At 38.0% G+C, this 23,049-nt stretch carries 17 protein-coding genes; 3 read left to right on the forward strand and 14 right to left on the reverse strand.

The annotated features are described in order from the left end of the window. Positions 1-120: 120 nt before the first annotated feature. From Q7O55_RS06285 to Q7O55_RS06310, 6 genes are all read right to left on the reverse strand, one after another. Positions 121-936: a nitroreductase family protein gene (locus Q7O55_RS06285; RefSeq protein WP_303929271.1), complete on the reverse strand. Its 816-nt coding sequence runs from the start codon at positions 934-936 to the stop codon at positions 121-123. A gap of 666 nt (positions 937-1,602) precedes the next feature. Beyond that, a complete protein-coding gene (locus Q7O55_RS06290) occupies positions 1,603-3,156 on the reverse strand; it encodes a nitrite/sulfite reductase (protein WP_303929272.1) in 1,554 nt (517 codons plus the stop codon). Between the two features lie 222 nt (positions 3,157-3,378). Then, positions 3,379-4,770, reverse strand: coding sequence for a cation:dicarboxylate symporter family transporter (locus tag Q7O55_RS06295; RefSeq protein WP_303929273.1), 1,392 nt, complete (start codon positions 4,768-4,770; stop codon positions 3,379-3,381). Positions 4,771-4,946: 176 nt separating this feature from the next. Beyond that, positions 4,947-5,675, reverse strand: a complete 729-nt coding sequence (locus Q7O55_RS06300; protein WP_303929274.1) for a lactate utilization protein C — start codon at positions 5,673-5,675, stop codon at positions 4,947-4,949. Next, positions 5,675-7,120 carry a LutB/LldF family L-lactate oxidation iron-sulfur protein gene (locus Q7O55_RS06305; protein ID WP_004694882.1) on the reverse strand — a complete coding sequence of 482 codons (1,446 nt, stop codon included), beginning with the start codon at positions 7,118-7,120 and terminating at the stop codon, positions 5,675-5,677. The genes Q7O55_RS06300 and Q7O55_RS06305 overlap by 1 nt, the downstream gene beginning before the upstream one ends. A 12-nt stretch (positions 7,121-7,132) precedes the next feature. After that, entirely contained in the window at positions 7,133-7,870 is a 738-nt protein-coding gene (locus Q7O55_RS06310) for a (Fe-S)-binding protein (RefSeq protein ID WP_004694880.1), read from the reverse strand. Between the two features lie 524 nt (positions 7,871-8,394). On the opposite strand from Q7O55_RS06310, the gene Q7O55_RS06315 reads away from it, so the two are divergent. Both Q7O55_RS06315 and Q7O55_RS06320 read left to right on the forward strand, forming a co-directional pair. Then, the gene (locus Q7O55_RS06315; protein WP_303929275.1) at positions 8,395-9,966 is read left to right on the forward strand and encodes an S-layer homology domain-containing protein; all 1,572 of its coding nucleotides are present in this window, start codon (positions 8,395-8,397) and stop codon (positions 9,964-9,966) included. A gap of 183 nt (positions 9,967-10,149) precedes the next feature. Next, positions 10,150-11,535, forward strand: coding sequence for an S-layer homology domain-containing protein (locus tag Q7O55_RS06320; protein WP_303929276.1), 1,386 nt, complete (start codon positions 10,150-10,152; stop codon positions 11,533-11,535). A 94-nt stretch (positions 11,536-11,629) separates the two neighbouring features. Here the strand turns inward: Q7O55_RS06320 and Q7O55_RS06325 are convergent, their stop codons facing one another. Continuing rightward, positions 11,630-12,475: a hypothetical protein gene (locus Q7O55_RS06325; protein WP_303929277.1), complete on the reverse strand. Its 846-nt coding sequence runs from the start codon at positions 12,473-12,475 to the stop codon at positions 11,630-11,632. 11 nt (positions 12,476-12,486) lie between these two features. After that, positions 12,487-14,565 carry an OPT family oligopeptide transporter gene (locus Q7O55_RS06330; RefSeq protein ID WP_303929278.1) on the reverse strand — a complete coding sequence of 693 codons (2,079 nt, stop codon included), beginning with the start codon at positions 14,563-14,565 and terminating at the stop codon, positions 12,487-12,489. Between the two features lie 581 nt (positions 14,566-15,146). On the opposite strand from Q7O55_RS06330, the gene Q7O55_RS06335 reads away from it, so the two are divergent. Next, positions 15,147-16,502 (forward strand): lyase family protein, encoded by a 1,356-nt coding sequence (locus Q7O55_RS06335; protein ID WP_303929279.1) that lies wholly within the window; start codon positions 15,147-15,149, stop codon positions 16,500-16,502. A 214-nt stretch (positions 16,503-16,716) separates the two neighbouring features. Here Q7O55_RS06335 and Q7O55_RS06340 read toward each other — a convergent pair whose 3' ends face one another. The 6 genes from Q7O55_RS06340 to Q7O55_RS06365 form a co-directional block, all read right to left on the reverse strand. Continuing rightward, a complete protein-coding gene (locus Q7O55_RS06340) occupies positions 16,717-16,968 on the reverse strand; it encodes a hypothetical protein (protein WP_303929280.1) in 252 nt (83 codons plus the stop codon). 118 nt (positions 16,969-17,086) lie between these two features. Then, entirely contained in the window at positions 17,087-18,085 is a 999-nt protein-coding gene (locus Q7O55_RS06345) for a DUF805 domain-containing protein (protein WP_303929281.1), read from the reverse strand. 44 nt (positions 18,086-18,129) lie between these two features. Further along, positions 18,130-18,501, reverse strand: a complete 372-nt coding sequence (locus Q7O55_RS06350) for a hypothetical protein (protein WP_303929282.1) — start codon at positions 18,499-18,501, stop codon at positions 18,130-18,132. A gap of 1,535 nt (positions 18,502-20,036) precedes the next feature. Next, complete coding sequence (locus Q7O55_RS06355) at positions 20,037-21,218, reverse strand: metallophosphoesterase (RefSeq protein ID WP_303929283.1); 1,182 nt, start codon at positions 21,216-21,218, stop codon at positions 20,037-20,039. Positions 21,219-21,234: 16 nt separating this feature from the next. Beyond that, positions 21,235-22,332, reverse strand: a complete 1,098-nt coding sequence (gene mutY / locus Q7O55_RS06360; RefSeq protein ID WP_303929284.1) for an A/G-specific adenine glycosylase — start codon at positions 22,330-22,332, stop codon at positions 21,235-21,237. Between the two features lie 126 nt (positions 22,333-22,458). Continuing rightward, positions 22,459-22,980 (reverse strand): 8-oxo-dGTP diphosphatase, encoded by a 522-nt coding sequence (locus Q7O55_RS06365; RefSeq protein WP_303929285.1) that lies wholly within the window; start codon positions 22,978-22,980, stop codon positions 22,459-22,461. Positions 22,981-23,049 lie beyond the last annotated feature (69 nt).

Below are 23,049 nucleotides of genomic sequence, written 5' to 3' on the forward strand. Positions count from 1 at the left end.
ACATGAGATTAGAAAATTGATTTAATTTTGTCGCATTACTTATTGCAATCCATCATATGTAAAAATTTCATTATATGCCAAAAAGCGATACCCTAATCAAGTTAGAGTATCGCTTTTATTTTATTCTTCAGTATCGAATACAACGTCCAGAGGTTGACGTTCCACGATATTACGATAATGAACGCGTGGATAGCCCATCAAGATAGCACCAGCAATAACTTTATCCTCTGGCACACCTAAAAGCGCCAACAATGGTTCATATTCTGCTTCGCCTGCATGTTCAAAAAAACCTGCCCAACAAGTACCAAGCCCTAATGTCGGCGCATATAGTTCAGCATAAGACAAGCAAGAGTGACCACTATCATGGGTACGGTGAATATCCTTTTTAGAGCCGATAGCCACTACGAGAGCCGGTGCATCGCGCAAGATATATTCCTTGCCTTTATCTACTTCTGCTTGAGCAGCACGAGCATAAAGGCGCATGATTGGTACTGTTTTTGCAGCCAAATGCATCCACTCCAAAACGAGATCAGCAATACGGCGCAACTTTTGTTTATCCCGAATTACTATATACGAAATACCTTGTGTGTTAGTTGCTGTTGGCGCCATTCTTGCAACGTTTAGCACTTTGCGAATGAGCTCTACAGGGACTGGTTTATTTTGATAGTTACGAATAGAGCGGCGACTACGCATAAATAGTTCAGCTTGCTCAGGCGTTAACTTAGGTTCCTTTGTAATATCGATTTGCTCCTTGCGCGGTGTCATATCGCTATCAAGAGCAAGCGTTGGGCATACGGAAATACAATGCCCACAGGAGATACAACCTCCCCTGCCAGTTATAGGTCCAGCATCGGACATCACCAGCAATCCGGTCGGACAGTCAGCAACGCAAAGGCCGCATCGTGTACAGACTTCTGTATTGACGGTAAATAACATCTGAATATCCTCCAAATACTACTATAAAGCCTATTATAACATACAAAATCAAGTCATATCTAGTTTTAAACAATTATTCTAATTGTATTGGGACTCAACTAACATTTGTTCATCCGCTTTTAGGATGGGACCCCATCTCGTTAGTACAACTTGGTAAAAAAAGTAAGAATACGCTTGCTTGCTCCGTTCTTCGCAAAGTCGCTGCACAAGCGTATTCTTACTTTTTTATCACTGTATTTATAAAGATGTCCCATCCAAAAGCGTAAATAATCTAGCTAATACTTATGTAGAGTCATTACAATTACACCTTGAAATAAATCATAGAAAACACTATCATTTTACACATTATAATAAACTTTATAGTAGTGGCGCCATGCCCACCGTATGGGAAGGACTGGCCAGAGGCTAATCTACCGTCTAGTCTTGATGCAAATTCAGTCAAAACTACTTAGCCGCTCTCGCCTCTCCGCTCCTCTAATTATAAAAGCATATTGAGTAAATATCAGATGTAGCTTGTCATGGGACTGGTTAATAGCAGACGCTCAAATAATAAAAAGAGTTCCCTATGCAGCGACTTTGCGAAGAACGGAGCAAAGAGGGAACTCTTTTTATTATTTATTGAGTTGTCGCAATCTAACAGAGCCCCATCACAAGCGGAAACCACATTTACTCAAATGCTTTTATAAGTTCCATGTATTGCGCTTTGTGTGTCATTCTCCATGTCCCAAAGTCTGGTTCTGGAGATTCGTTTAGAATATTTGCCAAAGATTCCAAAAATTCCGGAATTTTTGTAGCTACAATATTGCCAGCCATTTTACCGAAGTTTTCAGAACCCATGTGTTCTGATCCACCATCTACAAGGATGAATGCTACCATAGGTTTTTTATCTACTAATTTTACAGCACCATGGAATCCAATTTCACCGATTTGGTGTGTACCACAAGAATGTGGACAGCCGGATATATGTAAACGAGGTAGTTTTCTTGTGTCTACACCCTTTTTTTCAAGGTGTGCGAAGATATCTTTTAACAGACCGTTAGAGTCTTGCATACCAATCTGACATATAGTAGAACCAACACAAGATACGGAACGGCGGAAATCATTTTCGGCACTATCATCAGTTATTTCCGCAATTTTGCGTGCTTCATCAGCTGTGAGATTAATGAAGAACAATGCTTGGTCTGGCGCAATACGTGCTTCTACTTGGTCAAGTGTCACTGCATAGTCAAGGGCAGCCAACAAGTGTTCTACGTTCGCATCACCACCTGCTGGATGGTATTCTACGTAATATAAACCTTCCTGTTTTTGACGGTGAATACGATAATTTTCCACAGAATCATCACGCTTACCAGTTTTTGTAATTTCATAAGCATAATCAGCTGGATTAATAGTTAGGTGTTCTACTTCTTTTACCATAGCTAGGGTTTCTTCATAGATCTTGATGAAAACTTCCGCCCCACCCATTTCAGCAGGCATGTAACGGGTACGAGCCTTACCACGGTTTTTGAAATTACCATGGTTAGCAAAAACCATAAGCATAGCTTTCACATGGTACAAAACATCCTCAGGTGCTACATCATGTGCCACCGGAATACCAATGCGAGGATTAGGACCAATACCATCACAAGCATACACATCAAAAGTATTGTGTTTTGTTAAGTTAAAACCTAGGTCCTTGAACGTAGAATGTGGGGTACTATCAAAACCATTATCTATACCCATTTTAAATTTGCGAGGAATCTTGATATAGAACATTTGCTCCATAAGAAATACACTAATAGCTGTTGCATATGGCGTAATATCTAAAGTTTCACGAGGATCAATGCCGCGTAAAATACTAGCCACCACATTGGGATTGTCACCGCCAGCGCCACGGTTATAGATACCGTGGTCATAACATTCCTTATAGAGACTCAATATAGTATCACCATCAAGGCCATGCATTTGTAAGCATTGGCCGGTAGTGAAATGTACGTGTTGCAGGTTATATTTACGAATGGAATCCGCTAAAAACTGTATGTGCTCGCGCGTCATGCGACCACCGTTGAAGCGCCAACGGCTCATGCCAGTATTTGCACCGCGCTCAGCGTAACTACCATAAGCACCAGATTGTCCTTTATAGTCTGCAATGGATAGTTCTTTCTTATAGAACTTATGTGTCATATCCTCAAACTTTGGATAATCTGCAATTAATCGATCTTTCAATTCTTGTGTAATCATACTATTACCCTCTTGGCTTATATTTATTAAGCATAATTCGTAACTTTATAACGCTTAGTATACCATACATGCATAAGCATGTTTGTAGCTAAGCTCACAATTTCAATACCGATTATTAATAACATGGTTTACAATCTGTAATAATTATCACTTGTAAAAAAAGAACAGCCCTAAGACTGTTCTTTTGTATGATAGTTTTATATGGCTAAGTGTTGCTAGTTTTTATACGCGACCTTCATTAGGATTATTGTATGCGTCTTTATCGATAGTTCCCATGATTTTATCTACTACGAGAGCATTTGTTAAGGAACCAGATACGTTCAAGCATGTACGGCCCATGTCGATCAATGGATCGATAGCTAAGATTGGACTAATGGAGGTGAAGTATGCACCAAGGCCTGTACCACTAAGGGATACGGATGCAGCCATTGTAGCCGTACCTGGTACACCTGCGATACCAACGGAACCGATAGCGATAACGATAACACTCATGATGTACATAGTCATATCGAATGGAATATTCGCTACATTAGAAATGTAAACAACAACAAGTGCAGGGAATACGCCGGCACAACCTTGCATGCCCGCAGTAGTACCGAAGGAAGCTACCGTATTAGCCGTTGTAGCATTTACGCCAAGACGTTTTGTCAAGGTCTCTACAGTTAATGGCAATACCCCCATCGAAGAACGAGAAGTAAACGCCAATAAGAGTGGTGCTTTTGCTTTCTTGAAGTATGTAATCGGATTGTAACCAAAACTAGTAATCAAGATCGCTTGTACAACAAACATAATCAAAAGACCAACGTAAAGTAATACTACGAACAAGCCCATATCAAGAATAGCTTGTACACCGCGTGTTGCCAATGTAGAAGCTAATAAGGCAACTACACCATATGGCATAAGACCAATAATGAAATCAGCTACCCAGGAAATCAACTGGTGAAGTTCATTAAATAGTTTTGTGAATACCTCCATAGAGTTTGTCCCTGTTTGTTTTAATAGACGAGCTACGCTACCCAAGATAATTGCAAATACAACAATGCCGATAACATTTGTTTCAGCAGCCGCTTGAATTGGATTGCTTGGAATTAGTGCTCGGAATGTATCAACCATAGGTTTGATTTCACGAATCTTCTTACCAGATTCAACAATATCAAAACCTTGACCTAAACCGAAGGCATTCCCCAAAATTAGACCGACTATAGCAGCAACGGCTACCATGCCGAGATTCGTAGAAATCATAGCAACTACTAACTTTTTAAGATTAGCATCTGCCTCCATGTGCAAAATAACGTGAACAATAGAGATAAAAACGATAGGAATAACAAGCATGCGGATTAAGTCGATGAAACCGCCCCCTACGAGAGAGAACCACTTTGTACTTTCCTTGATATAAACCACTTTTGATGGATCATCAGGGAAGCCTGCAATAATTTGGACCGCTATACCAAGTACGGCACCAGCAATAGTACCAATAATAACGAGATTACCGAAGGATGTGCCCTTGCGTTGCAATACATAAATACCTATTAACACGAGCACGAACACCGCGATAATACCAATACTTAATGGATTGCTTAACATGAGGTAATCTGTAAAGAATGGAATATTCATAATACACCTCTTTAATTCATATCACAACAATAGGTTATGAACTTAGTATAGCATATATCGAAAAAAATACAAGTATAATATTTAATTTTTGATAACATTTAATGTATTCTGTAATATATGCACCAAAAAGGCGATTTTCTAAAAGAAAATCGCCTTTAGTAAATCTAGCTATTATATTATCTATTAATTAAGATATAGGTTACTTGGATAGGACCATGAGCACCATCTACAGTTACCAATTCGATATCCGCCGTACGGGACGGACCAGAAATCAAGCAGATATTTGTAGGGAACTTAGCTGGATCGTTATGATACCGTTCAGCCAAATGTTCCATTGTTTGTGTCATGCGAGGATTAATTGTGTCAGTATACAACACAGCAATATGTGTTGTAGGCAACAAACTAATCGCACGGCCAGAATCCTCACCAGAAGCTTGTACTACAGTAGCAGTTTCCGCAATACCGCAGTATGGGAATGTAATACCAATATCAGCATTAGCAGTATTAGAAATACATTCTTCACGACCTTTAGCTGGATCCCATTGGAAGTATGTACGAGTGCCGCCATTATTAGCTGCATCTTGTTCGAACAATTCTTTTAATTTATATTCTTCTACTTCAGGAGAGCTTGGGAATACAATTTTACCGTTTCCCCAGTCGTCGATAGCTGCCAAAATTGTTTCACCTAGTTTGTCAGGTGTAGTTTCAACGAATTTTGTACCAACACGTTGACATTGTTCCTTAAACATTGTCAAAATTTGATCGCGGTTCAAATCTTGGAACATAGTTTCTTGAGGACCATGGCTATAATCAAAGCCTTCTACAAAAGCAGGGCACATTTCTTGATCACGGCCTAATGCACGAGATAAACGTGCAATAAATTGATTACGTTTAGCTACATCCATTATTTTTTCTCCTTCTTCTTGTTCTTTTCATGTTCAGCATATAAATCACGGAATTTCTTGAATTTCAAGGAACCCAATTCTTTAGATTTAGTCCAGCCATTCATAACTGGAATAGCTTGAGTCCATTCAGGCATGTTACCCTCTTTATTACTAATTAAGTTCATACCGATAGCACCAGCTTTTGTGCCAAGATCAAATAATGTTGCATTACCGAACATCTTAGCAGCTGCTGTGAAGATAGCTTCTTCTGCTTTTGGACGAGTCTTTTCAATATCAGCCATGATATGACGGTGCTCCATCAACAATTCATGCAATGGAATAGCTACTGGACAGTTCTCTGTACATGCACCGCATAATGTAGAAGCATATGGAAGATCGCCGGCTACATCGTAACCTTTGAATAATGGAGTCAATACAGCACCCATTGGACCTGGATATACAGAACCATATCCATGACCGGAAACGTGACGGTATACAGGACAAATATTCATGCATGCGCCACAACGGATACAACGTAGCATTTCTTGGAATGTCCCACCCAAGATGCCAGAGCGTCCGTTATCGATAATAATGATATGAGTTTCTTCAGGGCCATCAGCTTCACCAGGACGCGCAGGGCCAGTCATCATGGAGAAGTAGTTAGAAATTTTAGAACCTACTGCAGAACGGTTCAACATTTCCATCATAACATCAAGAGCTTTAAAATCAGGAACAATACGTTCTGTACCTAAGAAGATTAATTGAGTCTTAGGAATAGAACTAGCCATACGACCGTTACCTTCGTTGGAAACGATTGTACATGTACCAGATTCAGCAACTGCAAAGTTACAGCCGTTAACACCTACATCAGCTTTTAAGAAGCGCTCACGTACATAACCGCGTACAAAGTGAGTCATTTCCGTAGGGTTTTCAGTTCCTGTATAACCTAATTTTTCAGCGAAAATTTCGCGGATTTTGTTACGTTCAAAGTGAAGACCTGGTACTACGATGTGAGATGGAGGACTTACTGCAGTTTGCAAAATAAATTCAGCCAAGTCAGTTTCGTTAACTTCAATACCAGCTTCTTCTAACACTTCGTTCAAACCAATTTCTTCAGTTAAGATAGTTTTGGATTTAACGATCATTTTTGCTTCGCGTTGGCGAAGGATATCTAATGCAATTTGAGTTGCTTCTTTGTCATCGAACGCAAAGTGAACTTTAGAACCTGCTTTTTCAGCGTTGTCAGCAAATTGACTTACATAGTAATCCAAGTTGTTAAGTACGTGATCGCGAATTTTAGCCGCTTCAGCGCGGAAATCTAACCATTCAGGAACATCCGCAACTACTGTATTACGTTTATCATAAAACACGTCTTGTGCTTTTTTTATAGCTGCAACTTTGAAATCGTCAGCCAAACATTCTTTTATACGTGTTTTATAGGGGCGATTGTCATATATAAGTGCCATGTCGTCTCCTCCTTAACGGCAGTTTAAGATTTCAGCAATATGCATAACTTTGATACGGCGATCAATTTCGCCTTCTTTATGAAGACGATCAAGCATACCAGCGATGTTCATCAAGCACGCTTGGTCAGAACCGGAGATAACGTTGGCACCTGTGCCAGCAATTTCCAATGCTTTTTCGCGTGTCATAACTTCACTGATTTCAGGGTTTTTAACTGAGAAAGTACCGCCGAAACCACAGCAACGATCTGCACGTGGTAATTCAATCAAGTTGATATCTTTAACATTTTTAAGGAGTTTGAAAGGAGGCTCTTTAATGCCCATCAAACGAGTTACGTGGCAAGATGTATGGTATGTTACGGATTCGTTGAAACGAGCCCCTACATCTTCAACACCTAATACGTCAGTAATAAATTGAGTGAATTCGTAAATTTTACCACTCAATTTTTCTGCGCGCGCCAACCACTCTGGTTGATCTTTTAAGAAATGATGATATTCATCGCGGATTGCAAAAGCGCAAGAACCGGACATGCTGACTACATATTCAGCGTTCTCAAAGCATTCGATTGTATTCTTAATTGCATCCATAGCTGCGTCATTGTAACCGGAGTTAGTAAACATTTGTCCACAGCATACTTGTTTCTTAGGTACTACAAGCTCACAACCTAATCTTTCAAGTACTTCTACACCAGCCATACCTACATGAGGGTAGAACATGTCAATCAAACACTGTTGGAAAAGATGAATTTTCATATTATCTTCCTCGTCTTTTCTAGTACTTAACCTAATAAAAAATTTTGATATGTATGTGTTATGGCAATTTTTAGTAGTGAATTTTTCGACTAAATTTCTGCCCTGAACATTACTTATGCTTTCAAATAAATATTCAAAAGCTCATCGCTATAATTATAAATTAATCATGTAGATATTGTCCAAAGAATTGCTATATTCGTATGTACCCTTTTATTTCTTATATCGTTATGACTTTTTGTAATAGCAAACATTGAATTTTATCACATCTATTATTTCATTTATCATTTTTTCTTGTAAAAGCCCCTTAAAAGCTATATTTTGCGAATGTTTATCATTTTGCATTTTTAACTACTAGAAAATCAACTTTTATCTATATTTCATTCTATATTTATATAATCAAACTTAATTTTTCAAATTCATGTAAGTTTTATCCTTATATATTACATTTTCTTATAGTAGTGTATAAATTTAAAAAGTGTTATAATTTATTTTATAATAAGTATAGTTTGAAAGGAGCCCTTTTCATGAAACTAAATAAATTATCTTTGTCTTTAGCAATTACATTGGCCCTTGGTTCTACATTCAGCATGGCTCACGCTGAAACAACTGTAGCTCACACTAAAGCAACACCAGTAGTAAATACACAAACTAAAGCAACTACGGTTAAAGCTACAACTACAACCGAAAAATCAAATACTAAAACTACTAAGTTAGAAACTAAAACTGCAGAAGCAAAACCGGCAACTACTGATAAAGTTACAGAACCAAAAACTGAAGCTAAGACAGCCACTAAGGCAACTGAAGCTAAAGCAGCTACTAAGGCTAGAGAAACATTGCCAGCAGGCATTTATTCTGATACAAAAGATAACTGGGCTCGCGATGCTATCCAAGCAATGACACAAGCCGGTTACCTTTCTGGTTATGCTGATAATACATTCAAACCTAGTGCACAAATTACTCGTGAGCAAGCAGCTGCTATTTATGGCAAAGTGCTACAACACAACTTAAACGAACAAGAATTAGCGGAGATTGTAACAAAAGAATCCTCTACCTCCTACTCTGACGTGGAAGCAGATCGTTGGTCTAGCTCTGCTATCAAATTAGTTAGTGCTGCAGGCGTAATGGAAGGCACATCTAAAACAGCTTTCACACCTAGCAAAACTATGGACCGCGAACAATTCGTTGCATCCGCCGCTAGCCTAGCTAAAAAATTAAATCTTTCTACACCTGTAAAAGCAGAAAAAGTAACATTTAAAGACGAAGCTAGCATCTCCTCTGCTTACTTGGCAGATATCCAATACATGGCTCAACGTGGCATCGTAGCATCTGGGGCAACAGAAAACTTTAACCCTAAACAACCTGTAACAAGAGCACAAGCGGCAACAATCTTGAACCGCATGCTTAATGGTGCTGGCCTTGCAACACCGAAACATAGTACAACTGAAGCTAAAGCTGAAACAACTGTAAAAGAAGATATAATGAAAGCTGATACAGCAATCGAAAAAGAGGCCTCCAAAGTAAATAAAGATGCAAAAAAAGATATGTCCAAAACTGATAAAGACATGAAAAAAGAGGCAGAAAAGACAGATAAAGTAGCCAAAGCTGAGGCAAAAAAAGCTGAACCTACTCGCACAGTTCGCCCTGTTCGTCGTAGCACACTAAAAGCACTTGATCAAAAGCAACAAGCTGCATTAGAAGACAAAGTATTTTCTGAATTAAATAAAACTTATAAAACAGAAGATGCATTCCAAAATTACGGCGTAATGTACTGGCGTGACAACCAATTACACGTAGCTTTGAAAACAGACAGCGATATTTCCACAGTAAAAGCGAACCTTGCAAACCGTGGTGATTCCACTGTAAATAACTATGTTGTAGTTGAATCTTCCCAGTACAGCCAAGCTGAATACGATGCAATTGATACAAACTTCCGCAACTACTACAACAAAAATGAAAAAGCAGGTACAATCCTAGCTACATTCCCTGATGTAGAAAATAACCAACTTTACGCAGTTGTATCTACAGCATCTAAAGAAACACAACAAGGGATCTCTAAATTATTCGGGTCCAAAGTAAAAATGACAGTAAAACGCTAATCGGCGTTACACTTAACCAGCCAAAGCAGCGTATACTCAATAGTACTACGCTGCTTTGTTGTATATCACAATGCATGCCAACTAGTTGACTATAATGCGACGGATATAGCTTTTTATGCTGGTAAAAGTTTATATTCTACGGCTATCGCGCATTAGCCTTTACCATGATTAGGAAGGATTTTTATGTACAAGAATACCCCTTACGCATTACGTGCCCTCGTGCTCGGCACATTATTAACTACAACAGGCCTTGGTTTTGCTTCTGCAAACACAACCACTACAACTCATGCTCCTGCGACCACTGTTAAATCCACTAAAATGGAAACTACTAGAGCAGATGTAGCTAAAACAGAAGTAGCTAAAATGGATGTTGCTAAAATGGAAGCTACCAAAACCGAAACAGCTAAAATTAAATCTACTAATACTGCATCACCTGCAGTTGTAAACACCTCTATTGGTACGCCTCAAGATATTCAAAAAATCCGCGCTCACATCTTTACAGATGTGCCTAGTGATTTTTGGGCAGCTAACTCGATTAGCACTGTAACAAAAGCTAACCTAATGAAGGGGTATTCCGATGGTACATTCCGACCTAACCAACCTATGACACGTGAAGAAGTAGCAGCGCTCTTCAACAATATCACGGATGATGGTACAGCCGCCTTTTTATCAAGTAAATTTAAAGATATTACATCTGACCGTTGGTCTGCTCTTGCTATTGAATCTGTAGCGCGCAAGAATATCATCAGCGGATATGGCGATGACACATATAAACCAGAAAAATATATGTCTCGCCAAGAGTTTGCTGTAGTAGCAGATAACTACATCCATTATTTAGGATATACCACTGAAGACCCAACAGTTCTTGATAATATATCCTATGGAGACCAAAAATTCGTGGCTCCTTGGGCACAAAATGCCGTTCGCGAGCTTGCCTATCTTGGGTTCACAAACTACGCTCCAGGTACATTGTTTAACCCTGAAAAATATGTAACTCGTGCAGAAGCCGCGGAAATTGCGTACCGCATGACACAAACAGAACAAGCACTTGCCTTCCACAACACATTGTTCAAGCAACAAGTAGAAAATAAAACAGCTAATATCATCGACAAAGCATTAGGCTATGGCAACGATTTCACCAAATTTCGTCAAGATGGGGCTCTCTTCTGGGAGGCAGGCCAATTACATGCATCTTTAACGGATCAAAAGAAAACTGACCTCGTCTCCAAAGCTATTACAGAGGCTCATGATCCACAGCTAGATAGAACTGTAGTCGTGTCAAAAGGCAAATTAAATCAGGCCCAACTAGAGGAGTATCAATCCGATGCCATCGCCCTTTACCAACAAAAAGAACCTCAAGGAAAGATCATTTCCATCTCCCCAAATACTGATACGAGTGCCCTTCTCATTACCGTTGATTCTATTCAAAAATCGACGTTGAAAGCATTTAAAAAGAAATTCCATGATAATGTATTCTTACAATTACCACCGGAACCGCTTACAAACTCAGATGGAAACATTCAATTCCCATTACCGCCACGCGTAAACTATTATAACGACAAACAATAAAGTAGATAAAAAAAGAACCGCCCCCTTAGGAGCGGTTCTTTTCACAATTAAACAGCTGTTACTATACACACATAATCGAGTTTACACAGTTCGATTATTTTTTTGTTACATCATTTTCGCCGTCACGCAAGATACCAACTGGTACATATACAGTACCTGCGCTATGGATTGCATCTACGTCTTGTTGCAAGATCATTACAACGGAATAATCATCTGTTGTGTAGAATTCAGTAGGCATTTTATCGATATTTACATCGCCACCTAATTTATCTTTCACATCTTGATTATTATTAATCGCATTCACCAATTCTTTTTTATTAAGACCACCAAGATCGTACAAGGACAATTGGCGACCTGTTGTGGTATTAAATGTGAAGCCTTTTACATAGTTTACACCATTGGCATCATGATCACGCATTGTATATGTGTGAATCAATACGCTGAAAATACCGTTTTTATCTGTTTTAACATCATAGTACATAACTACATTTGTTTTAGCAGATTCTTTAGCATTTAACTTTTCTACATCATTTTGTATTTTAGAAACATACTTTTTGATGGTCGTATTGATTGCTTTTTCTACCGCAGGGCTAACAGATTTAACCTCTGGGAATACTAAATCCAAATGATCTGTAGTAGATTCCACAGGTGATACAGCAACCTCTTTGCGATCCATATAACGGTCCGCATTTGGAGCTATCACTTCAACTGCATTACGATCTACTTTAGACGCTTTAGAGCGCAACGCACGGTTCTGCTCAGGTGTAGCAGTGCTAGAAATACGATATGTTAAATCATTACGATTTACACGTTTCGCATTTGTTTGATTTGCTTGTACATTTACAGTATCTTGCGTTACAGGTATTACTTCGCTTGCTGCGAAGGAGACTACTGGCAATGCAGCAGCCATAATGATGAGTACAGACTGTTTTAATTTCATTGTTTAACCTCTTATTGTTCTTGCTCAGCTTTCATAGCAAGAGCTTCTTCTTTATTGAACTTGTGTGTAACAACACGGCGAACAAGATAGAGACCAGCGAATATGAATGCAAGCAATCCTAACCATTGTGCTGTGCTTTCAAATTCAGGACCTACTAATTCAAGTGGGAATTCCCCACCACCAGTTGTAACAGACAATACAATAATAACAGCTATGATTACACCAATCAAGCTTTCACCAACAATCAGACCAGAAGCAAAGAGAACACCGCGGCGATTGGATTGCTCTACATCGTAGTCAGCAAGCTCACCGGCACGCATTTTAGCACGAGCTACAAGATAACGACCTACGAAGTAGCTGATGAAAGAACCAATAATAAGCGGTACTTCTAAAGTAGGTGGTAAATAAATACCCATACCAACAGCCAACGGAGGCAATGTTAAGGTAGCAGTTGTGCTCTTGAGAATCAAGTTGATGATAATCGCCACAACACCAACGCCAACGCCGATTAAGATATAATCCCAATCCATGCTAGAGTTGAAGATACCTTGCGCAATGGTAGTCATCAAAGTCGCTTGAGGAGCAGATAATGCAGCGTTTGGATCCATTTCAGCACGTGGTAACGCACCTGTGAAACCATATGCTTGGTAAAGCAAGTTAAGAACTGGAGCAATTGCAATGGCACCGGCTACAGAACCAAGTAACAAGGCAATTTGTTGACGCCAAGGTGTAGCACCAACGAGTTGGCCAGTTTTCAAATCTTGTAAATTATCATTAGAAATAGATGCAATCGCAATAACTACGGATGTCATAAAGATAGCCATAGCGGTAGCGAACTGAACACCTTCTTGTGTAGCAAATAAATTATTTTCCGCTGCGATAAAGTATACAACTAAGGAAGAAATAATAGTCGCTAAAATACCGATACCAGAAATTGGAGAAGCAGATGTACCGATAAGGCCTGCCATATAGCCACATGCTGCAGCTACGAAGAAGCCAATCAATAAAGCTACTACGATACCTACTACAACAAGTGTCCACATTAAACCTGCACTAATAGGTACGACAGATACGAAATCCCAGAATGTAAATACTAATCCAATAAGAATAAGTATGAATACACCTAAAACGGATTTTGTACTCATATCTGTATCCATACGATGCAATTCACGTTCAGCAGAACTGCTATTCATAGATTTTACAGAAATCTTCATGCCTTCGATGATAGGTTTGATTAAGGTAATCAAAGTCCAAATCGCAGCAATACCAATAGCACCAGCACCGATGAAACGAACTTTAGATTTCCAAACAGCCATTGCAAACTTGGCAGTAGCACCGCCATCTGGAGCAAACATATTAGTGAAGTAAGGTACGAAGCCAGCCCACGCGATGAGTACACCAACGAGGATAGCGATACCAGAGGCGATACCAATAAGATAACCAGCACCTAACAACGCTGTAGAGAAGCCCAAAGGAATTTGAGTAATCCCTTTGCTACCTACAGGAATCCAGAAGCTCATGCTATCGCTAAGCACTTTGAAACCATTTGCACAAAGGCTAATAAGGCCAGCTATAAAGCCACCGGACACGATATCGGTCATACCGGAGCTAGATTGAGGGCCTTGTTCACCATTGTAAGAGCCAACTTTCAAAATTTCTGCTGCTGCACGGCCTTCTGGATATGGTAGATCACTATTCACTACCATAGCACGACGCAATGGAATGGTGAATAATACACCTAGACAACCACCGCATGCGCAGAGCAAAAATGTTTGCCAGAACGGAAAGCCGTTCCAATACCCAAGCATGAGTAAACCTGGCAAGATAAAGATAATGGCGGACAATGTACCAGCGGCAGAAGCCTGCGTTTGTACCATGTTGTTTTCAAGAACGTTAGAATCCTTGAAGAACCGTAAAATCGCCATTGAAATAATTGCTGCCGGAATGGATGACGAGAATGTCAAACCAACCTTCAAACCGAGATATACGTTAGATGCTGTAAAAATAACAGTAATCAATGCACCAAGTAGCATCCCACGTAACGTCAGTTCCGGCAGATGAAGGTCATGGCTCGTAAAGTCATGTTTCATAAGTACTTACCTCCTCTGTGAACTCATAAACTTAAAACAATATACTAAGCTACTTTCATTTTATCGTGTTAAAGCGATGATTTCAATATATATGCGATATTTATAATGTATACATATAAAAGATTATAAATTTAAGAGCCTTCAATAGATATCTTGAAAGGTCTATTCTCTCCCCTAAACTCTTTATTAAGCGTGGTAGCCCTCCAAAAGCCTCCAAAGCCACCCACCCCGCTTCCGCGGGGCCGCTAAATCGTTTTTGTAGGACCACCACGCTAATATATACCTAATCGTCTTACTATAAGAATAGACCTTTCATTATTCACCAAGTAAAATATTTAATTTATAATCTTTCTACATATAACGCATTATCAATCTTACATATAGATTGAAATCATAAAGGTATGGGGAAAAGGAGTGCGCAATATGCGTTCCCTTTCTTATATGCGCATTATGCATATACACCTATCAATTATATGAAAATAGAAATCATTCTCTTTTATTCTGTACAAATATACAGAATTTTATATAATTAAAGTACCGACAATAGGGTCGGCATGTCTTTTAAGGAGGTTGTAAACATTATGGAAACAAGAATTGAATATGATTCAATGGGACCAGTCGAAGTCGACGCTAGACGAATTTACGGACCTCAAACGCAACGCTCGTTCAATAACTTTAAGATCGGTGACCACCGCATCCCCATTGAACAAATCAAAGCGCTTGCGCTTGTAAAAAAAGCATGTGCTTTAACCAATGCAAAATGTGGCGCAGTAACTGAGGAAAAAGCGAAACTCATCGCTCAAGTAGTAGATGAGATTGTAGACGGCAAATGGGATGATGAGTTCCCGTTAACGGTATTCCAAACAGGTTCTGGCACACAGACTAATATGAATGTGAACGAGGTAATCGCTCACCGAGCTAAACAGTTAGATGAAAGCAACCCACTCCATCCTAACGACGATGTAAACCGCGGCCAAAGTACAAACGATACATTCCCTACGGCAATGCATATCTGTGGATACTTTGAAATTACAAAACGCGTAATTCCTGCTTTGGACGGCCTTATCGCATCCTTTGAGAAATTGCAAAAAAAAGGGAAAGGCTTGCAAAAAGTTGGTCGTACACATTTACAAGATGCTACTTTCATCATGGTGGACCAAGAAATTAGCGCCTTTGTGGACGGCTTAAAAACTGCTAAAACTATGCTCGTGCAAAACGCTGATTACCTACTCGACGTAGCCCTCGGCGGCACTGCCGTTGGTACTGGTGTAAACACACCTAAAGGCTATCTAGACGTTATGGAAACTGTATTACCAAAGGTAACAGGCGCTCCATTCCGCGTGAAGAACAACAAATTCCAAGGACTTGCCCTCAAAGATGCGTTCATGATGGCTCATGGTGCACTCAATACGTTAGCTACTACACTATTCAAAATCGCTAATGATGTTCGTTTCTTAGGCTCTGGCCCTCGCTGTGGCTATGGCGAATGGCATCTTCCTGAAAACGAACCGGGCTCCTCCATCATGCCAGGCAAGGTAAATCCTACACAATGTGAAGCCTTGACCATGGTATGCGCCCAAGTATTCGGCCATAATACGACTATGACACTCTGTGCAGGTAGCGGTGCATTCCAATTGAACGTGTACATGCCTATCATGATCTATGACTTTGTTGAAAGCTGTCGCCTCCTTGCAGATGCTATGAATTCGTTCACAACACACTGTATCGACGGTGTAGAATTCGTACCTGAAAAACTCAACTTCTTTGTAGAACAATCCCTCATGATTGCTACATCCTTAACACCATACATCGGCTACGATAAGAGCGCTAAGGTGGTAAAAGAAGCGTACAAACGCGGTTGCTCTATTAAAGAAATCATCTTGGAAGAAAAACTCATGACCGAAGACGAATTTGCTGAAGCAGTTCGCATGAAATAAAATCTCTCACATCTCTATGATATATCTGTAACATCCTCTCATACCTCAAATGAACGTGTAAAAGGGACTGTAAGTAAAATGCTAATATAAAGCATTAGCTTACAGTCCCTCTTTTTAGTTAAAACGCAAAGTTATAAAAATATAAAAAGGGTTCTAATTTTAATATCTATACTTCTTTTAAATAGATTTCATTAGAAGATTTTACAGCAATTTTTTACATTAAAAATAACCCACAATCTCTCGCCTCTATAATATCTTTCAAACTTCTACCATTTATTAATGGATTTTCTAATAAAGGTAAAAAATCATTACATTCAGCCAAAAGTTCTTTATCTTTCCATAATTGCCATAATTCCCCATAAGTAACAATCCCATATGTATAATCATTATAATATATTTCTAATTCCCTATTATACGTCAGGCCTTCAATAATTTTCTCATATAAAGAAATATCTAAGTTACTCATTTACGTTTGCTCCTTCCTAAATTTTCTAACCAAACCAAAATACTAAACCAAAATACTAAATTTAAGAAGTTTATATAACAACCCCTACTAGGATAATATCCTAGTAGGGGTTTATTAGTTATAAAGGATAATAAAAGATTGAATTACTCTCCTGATCATACACTGCTGAAGTTTTATTATATAACAAGTACAGTACATATATATTAACGAATGGTACAAATAAGAAAATAAGCCAGAAAATGCTACTATTAGTATCCATCAAACGTCTACATATCATTATAATTACAGTATATATAAGATAAATGTATAACGCATATCTTAAAATGGAAGTTTCAATCGTATAAGTTACAACAAAATTATACATAATAAAAGCTAAGAACACATTAAACATATGCCACTGCCGGACAGTACTACGTCCATAAAACCATAAACTATCTATCAAAATACTTTTATAGATATCAACCCAAAACGGATAGTTATCTTGACTACTGTAATGCAGCTTTAAAGTCTTGATTTGTCCATCGGTTAAATCATTTCTATTGCCCCACCACACATCAATAACTTTATTATCAAAAATAATCCCATTCGTTTCAATAGTTTTATCATCAGACCATAATTTATCGATTCCAAATGCCCCAAATAGTATCAATCCCATCAAAAGCGGAAAGAACATCTCAGGTACATCTACACTCCATAGTACATTGTTACCCAATATATAGTCAGTAGCACCTCCAAAGCTAAAATTAGAATTAGAAATAGTAATACTATTCCCCAGAATTAAAACCATTACTAAAGAAATCATTACAAAGACATTAATCCAATTAAGAGAACCCTTTTTATAATAATTCAACCGCATATAATTTGTAATAAAGACAAACAAAATATACAGAGTATGCCCTACATAAAATAACATATTATAGTACTCTTGATTATATGTTTTATCAAAAGGAATAGAAAACATAAAAATATTTGCTTCTATACCCAATAAAACTAAAATATTTATTGAAAGGTAGGTCTGTATATTCATCGTAAGTGTTTTTAATTTACATACATATTGAATTAACTCTTTTACTTCAATCTTAAATTTAATGAAATCTGCTTGTATAAAAGTATTCATTTCTTCTCATCCACTTTATTATTCTTAATAGACTTCATTAAATCCTAAAAATCATCATATTGACTCATGACGCAATATACATCAAATTGACGTGGCTGCATCAATCCACTCGTTACTTTTACTACTTCATTCTCCCAATATGGCAAGACTTCTTCCCAAAAGACTGACATAGCTAAGGATTGTAAGGTTAAATCTCTACAAAATAACTCATCAATATTTTTAAAGATTATTAGAATAGATTTATTTCTATCCCAAAATGCTAAATCTCTCATCCAATCGGAAAAAGCAGCCCAATTATCAACCTGTGTAGGAAAGTTAAAATATAATCCGAAATAAAACCAGAACTTATCTTCTGTTGTCATATCTTTACAATCAAGCTCTAAGACAGAATCATAGTTATTACGTAGATTATCCATTTCCATAAATCCATCATAAGAGAAATATGTTAATTTATTTATATATTTCACTACTTTATAAACCTCTTTTACGTCTTAAATAATTATAAATATAGTTCCATACCACATAAAACAAAAGTATTAATACATATGCGATAACAAAGAAATAAAAGTCTATTTCATCTTCAATCAACTCTGGATTTGTGACAAGACTATATGGAATACATATAAGTAAAAAAAGTACTAAGCCTCGTACAAAATAATTATAGATTTTTAAAAACATATACTCACACCAACCATAAAAACTATATTCTCATAACATAATTAAAACTTTAGCTCTAATATCTCATAACTTTTATAGCTATTAATATCATAAAAAATACGATTAGAAAAACATATTTCATATTGAATAGATTATTAATCTCTTTAAATCCATTTTGCTTAAATGCTTGTATTAATAGCTTTACTTGTTTACGACTGAGTATATATAAAATTATATGGAATACTATCACCGCTAGTATTGTTGCTTTTAAATTTCCTTCGTATCCACCAGTTATTATTGAGCAGATAAGAGCTATGTCCATAAGAAGAATTGGAATGGTACATATAATAACTTTGTAGATAAAAAATTTACTATACATTAATCTACACCTATAAAATAGCTCTACAATATCGAGTGTTTCAGTCTAGTCAATCATTCAATTAAATATCATCCACAATAATATAGCTGTTATAAAATATAAATAATACCGAAAAACCTTTGCATTAGAATAGCTTTTTGAGGATTTAAGTTTAAATGTTGCAATGGTTTCAACAATTACTAAGATCCCCATATTTACATAGAGTAAACTAAGGTAATCAACTAAATCGGAAATAAAAAATGTCTGTACTATAAGAAAGAGACTGACCGGAATCCCTAAACCTAAGGAAAGACCGTATAGAGTTGGGAATTTCAACTCCATATTACTTTTTAAAATATAAATTCTAAACAACCTGAATACATAATAAGCAAAAAGGCCTACAGGTAGACAAATTTTATAAATAGACAACGGAATCATTTTTAATACACTCTCTTCTTTAATCAACACAATCAAATTTTTAACTCTAATATATCACAACTATCATATAAGTTCATATAAATAAAAGAGGTATTGTATTTTCATATACAATACCTCTTTTAATTTGTACCTTATGGGTTTCTAATATTTTATAAGGTTTGTAGTCATTAACAGGATCAAAGCTATAATGAAAATAGCTTGTTTTGTATTTAACAATTCATAGGTCTCGTTAAATGTATCATGCTTGAATGCTTGTATTATCAATGCTTCTTGTTTACTGAGTTCCAGGTATAAATCTAAATGGCATCCAATTGCCACTAGTATTGCTATTTTAAGATATCCCTTATATATATTCGCTGTCATATCGTAAATTAGAGAGATATCAAATAGCATAAGCACAATAATACATATGAAGATTTTATGGATAAAGAATGTATTATACATGATTGTATCCCTATAGTGAGCTCATCTTTTGTTCTAAGGAACTCACCTTTACTTCTAAGCTACTCCGTCAAAGAATGTAATGACTGTAATTTCTCGTGGGCAGTTGATACGGATTGGGAACCAGTGTCCTGTACCATTATTAACGTAGCACACGCTTTGTTCTTCTACGTAGCGACCTTTTGTATATGGTGTGCCTGTTGGTACTAAGGGCATGCCCATAAAGACGATTTGACCTCCGTGTGTATGACCAGATAGAGTCAATGGAATTTTACGTTCAATAGATTCTTCGAAGAATTCAGGGTGATGAGCCAATAGGATAACAAAGGCATAGTCCGGAATGCCAGACAAAGCTTTATTAATCATAGCTTCTCGGTTATCCTTTTTACGATCGTTATCGTACGCAACGCCCGCAATATATACAGGTTGCTTGCCACCCATGATTTGAATATTACTATTCACGAGAATATTCATAGATGTATTTCGTTTAAGTGAATCCAGTACCTTATTTACATCGTGATGATACTCGTGATTTCCCAAGATAAAGTCAACGCCATCTGGGATTTGTTTTGCAAAGGTTGTTAGTCTTTCACAGACTTGCGGCAACCATGCAAGCTTATCAATGAGGTCACCAGTGATAACAACGCGATTAGGCTTTTGTAAAAGCGCTAATTTCAGGATTTCATCAAAGTCATCTAAGTCGATACTCGGTCCTATATGAATATCACTAAGTTGTACAATTTTATAGTTTTTCAACCCAGGTGGTAGGTTCGTGTAGCCAAAGCTTTCATGAGTTACCACTACCTCTTGTTGACCCGCAAAGGCAGCATAGCTAGAGCCACCGATAGTAGCCAACGGCACTATAGTTGCAGCAGTTCTAAAAAAGGCGCGACGCCCCGTTCTATTTTCCTCTGGTGTTTTGCTCCAAATCTTATTGATTGTCCAATATAATAGACTAAGTATGATAAATACAGGAATCGCTAGAAATACGCCAAAGAGGAACCCATAGCTTTCGGTACGGAACATATTCATCAAAGGATAGTACATCGTACCATATAAATCCACTTGATTGAGTATATAGTATCGGATAGCAGCAAACCACGCACCGATAATGATTATATAGCCCACCCAGGCAGGCCATTTCTTTTTGGGCTTCCACAAGTTGAGGAATAGAGCCCAAAATCCTACCAACCCTATTACGAGGATGGCAGAAAAAATAATATTAAATAGAATTCTCATTCATTGCTCCTACAAATTATTTTGCGATTTCCGTCAATTTACCATGAGGACCCGCCCAAGCATAGTCGGAGAACTCATCGCGCTTGATGAGCATCCAGTCCTTTGGCAATTGCTGTTGGATATCTGCAATCGATATATTATTCGCATTCCCTGTGTACGTTAAATCACCGCGGAATGCTTTCATAAACCATTTTCGGTGAGAGAAAATATGTGTTATTTCTTTCACAAGTACTGGTTGCAAAGATACCTCAAAGCCAAGGGCCTGAACTAATTCCTCAAGGACTCGTTCTCCGTCCTCAAAGGCAGATACCATTTCCACAGATGGAAATTCCCACATGGATCGTAAAAGTCCACGATTCGGCCGTTTATGCAACAAATAATAGCCTTTATAATTCAAGATGCCCACGAATAAAGGCACCTCTACTACCTTTGTTTTCTTGATGCGCACAGGCAGTTTATCTGTATCTTCATGTTGATAGGCAGCGCACATATTTACAATAGGACATTCCCCACAACGTGGCATTTTTGGAATGCACACAGCAGAGCCAAAGTCCATCAAGGCTTGGTTAAAATCACCAGGTCGATCGTGAGGCAAAGTCTCCTCCACGATGGCCGTAATAGCCTTTTTCCCTTTAGTGCTTAAAATATCGTCAAAGATGCGATATAAGCGAGCATAAATGCGCAATACATTGCCATCTACAGCCGCTTCTGGTTCATTGTACGCCATAGATAGTACGGCTCCAGCCGTATAAGAACCTACGCCCTTTAAGGACTCCATGGTCTTACGATCATGAGGCACGATACCGCCGTAATTTTCAACTACATCCTTTACACCGAGGCGCAAGTTACGAGCACGGCTGTAATAACCAAGCCCTTGCCAGGCGTGAACCACCTCATCTTCGGAAGCCTTTGCCAAATCCTCCAAAGTTGGAAATAGACGCATCCAGTTGTCATAATATGGCTTCATAGCCTCAATGCGCGTCTGCTGACTCATCACCTCGGAAACCCATATTTTATAAGGGTCCCCACAATCGCGCCACGGCAACTCCCGTTTATGCACATCATACCACGCCAATAGCTGTGGCACCCACTTTAGGTTCTTTTTATCAGTCATATTACCTCAATATATTATAAATTTAGGAGCCTAGTACCACTTTTATGGCTACATAGTCCCTATTTCATACTCCAATACCCACCAAGCAATAATTTTAATGTTAGATTGTAATAAATCGTATGTTCATCATCCATTAATATAAAGATCAATGCGCGCCAAGTGTTCACTTTCAAGAACAGTATCAACAGTGGTCAAATCCATCTTGTCCACCATGCTATTATCTCGGCCGAACACAATAGGTCCTTTTAATTTCTTTCCTTCAAGCAACATTGGCAACCATTGACGATCACCATCCCACATATGTTCGTAAGGAATTTGATTCGGTACTAGCCAATGAGGCTCCATTTCATCTGTTTCCTCTACAGTACCTGTGAAAGTACGCAAGAAATACACATAGCTTACGTGCGTTAAACTTTCATCAAAAGGAAATTGAAAATCAAAAGCCGCTACACATTCTAAGTCTTCGGGGCGCCCTTGAAGGCCAGATTCCTCAAATAATTCGCGAATGGCACACTCTCGGAAGCTTTCACCATTATCTAGTTTACCACCGAAACCATTATATTTATCAGCCCCAAAACCACGCTTCTTACGCCCTAATAATATACGATTTTTTTCATCAATGGGAAATACGAGCGTCGTCGGTTTCATAGAACCTCCTTAGTCACAAAAATAACACACTATTATTATACCATTATTTCATGTACGAATGCGCTAGTT

Origin of the sequence: Veillonella parvula (assembly GCF_945949885.1) — a bacterium.
Taxonomy (GTDB): Bacteria; Bacillota; Negativicutes; order Veillonellales; family Veillonellaceae; genus Veillonella; species Veillonella parvula_B.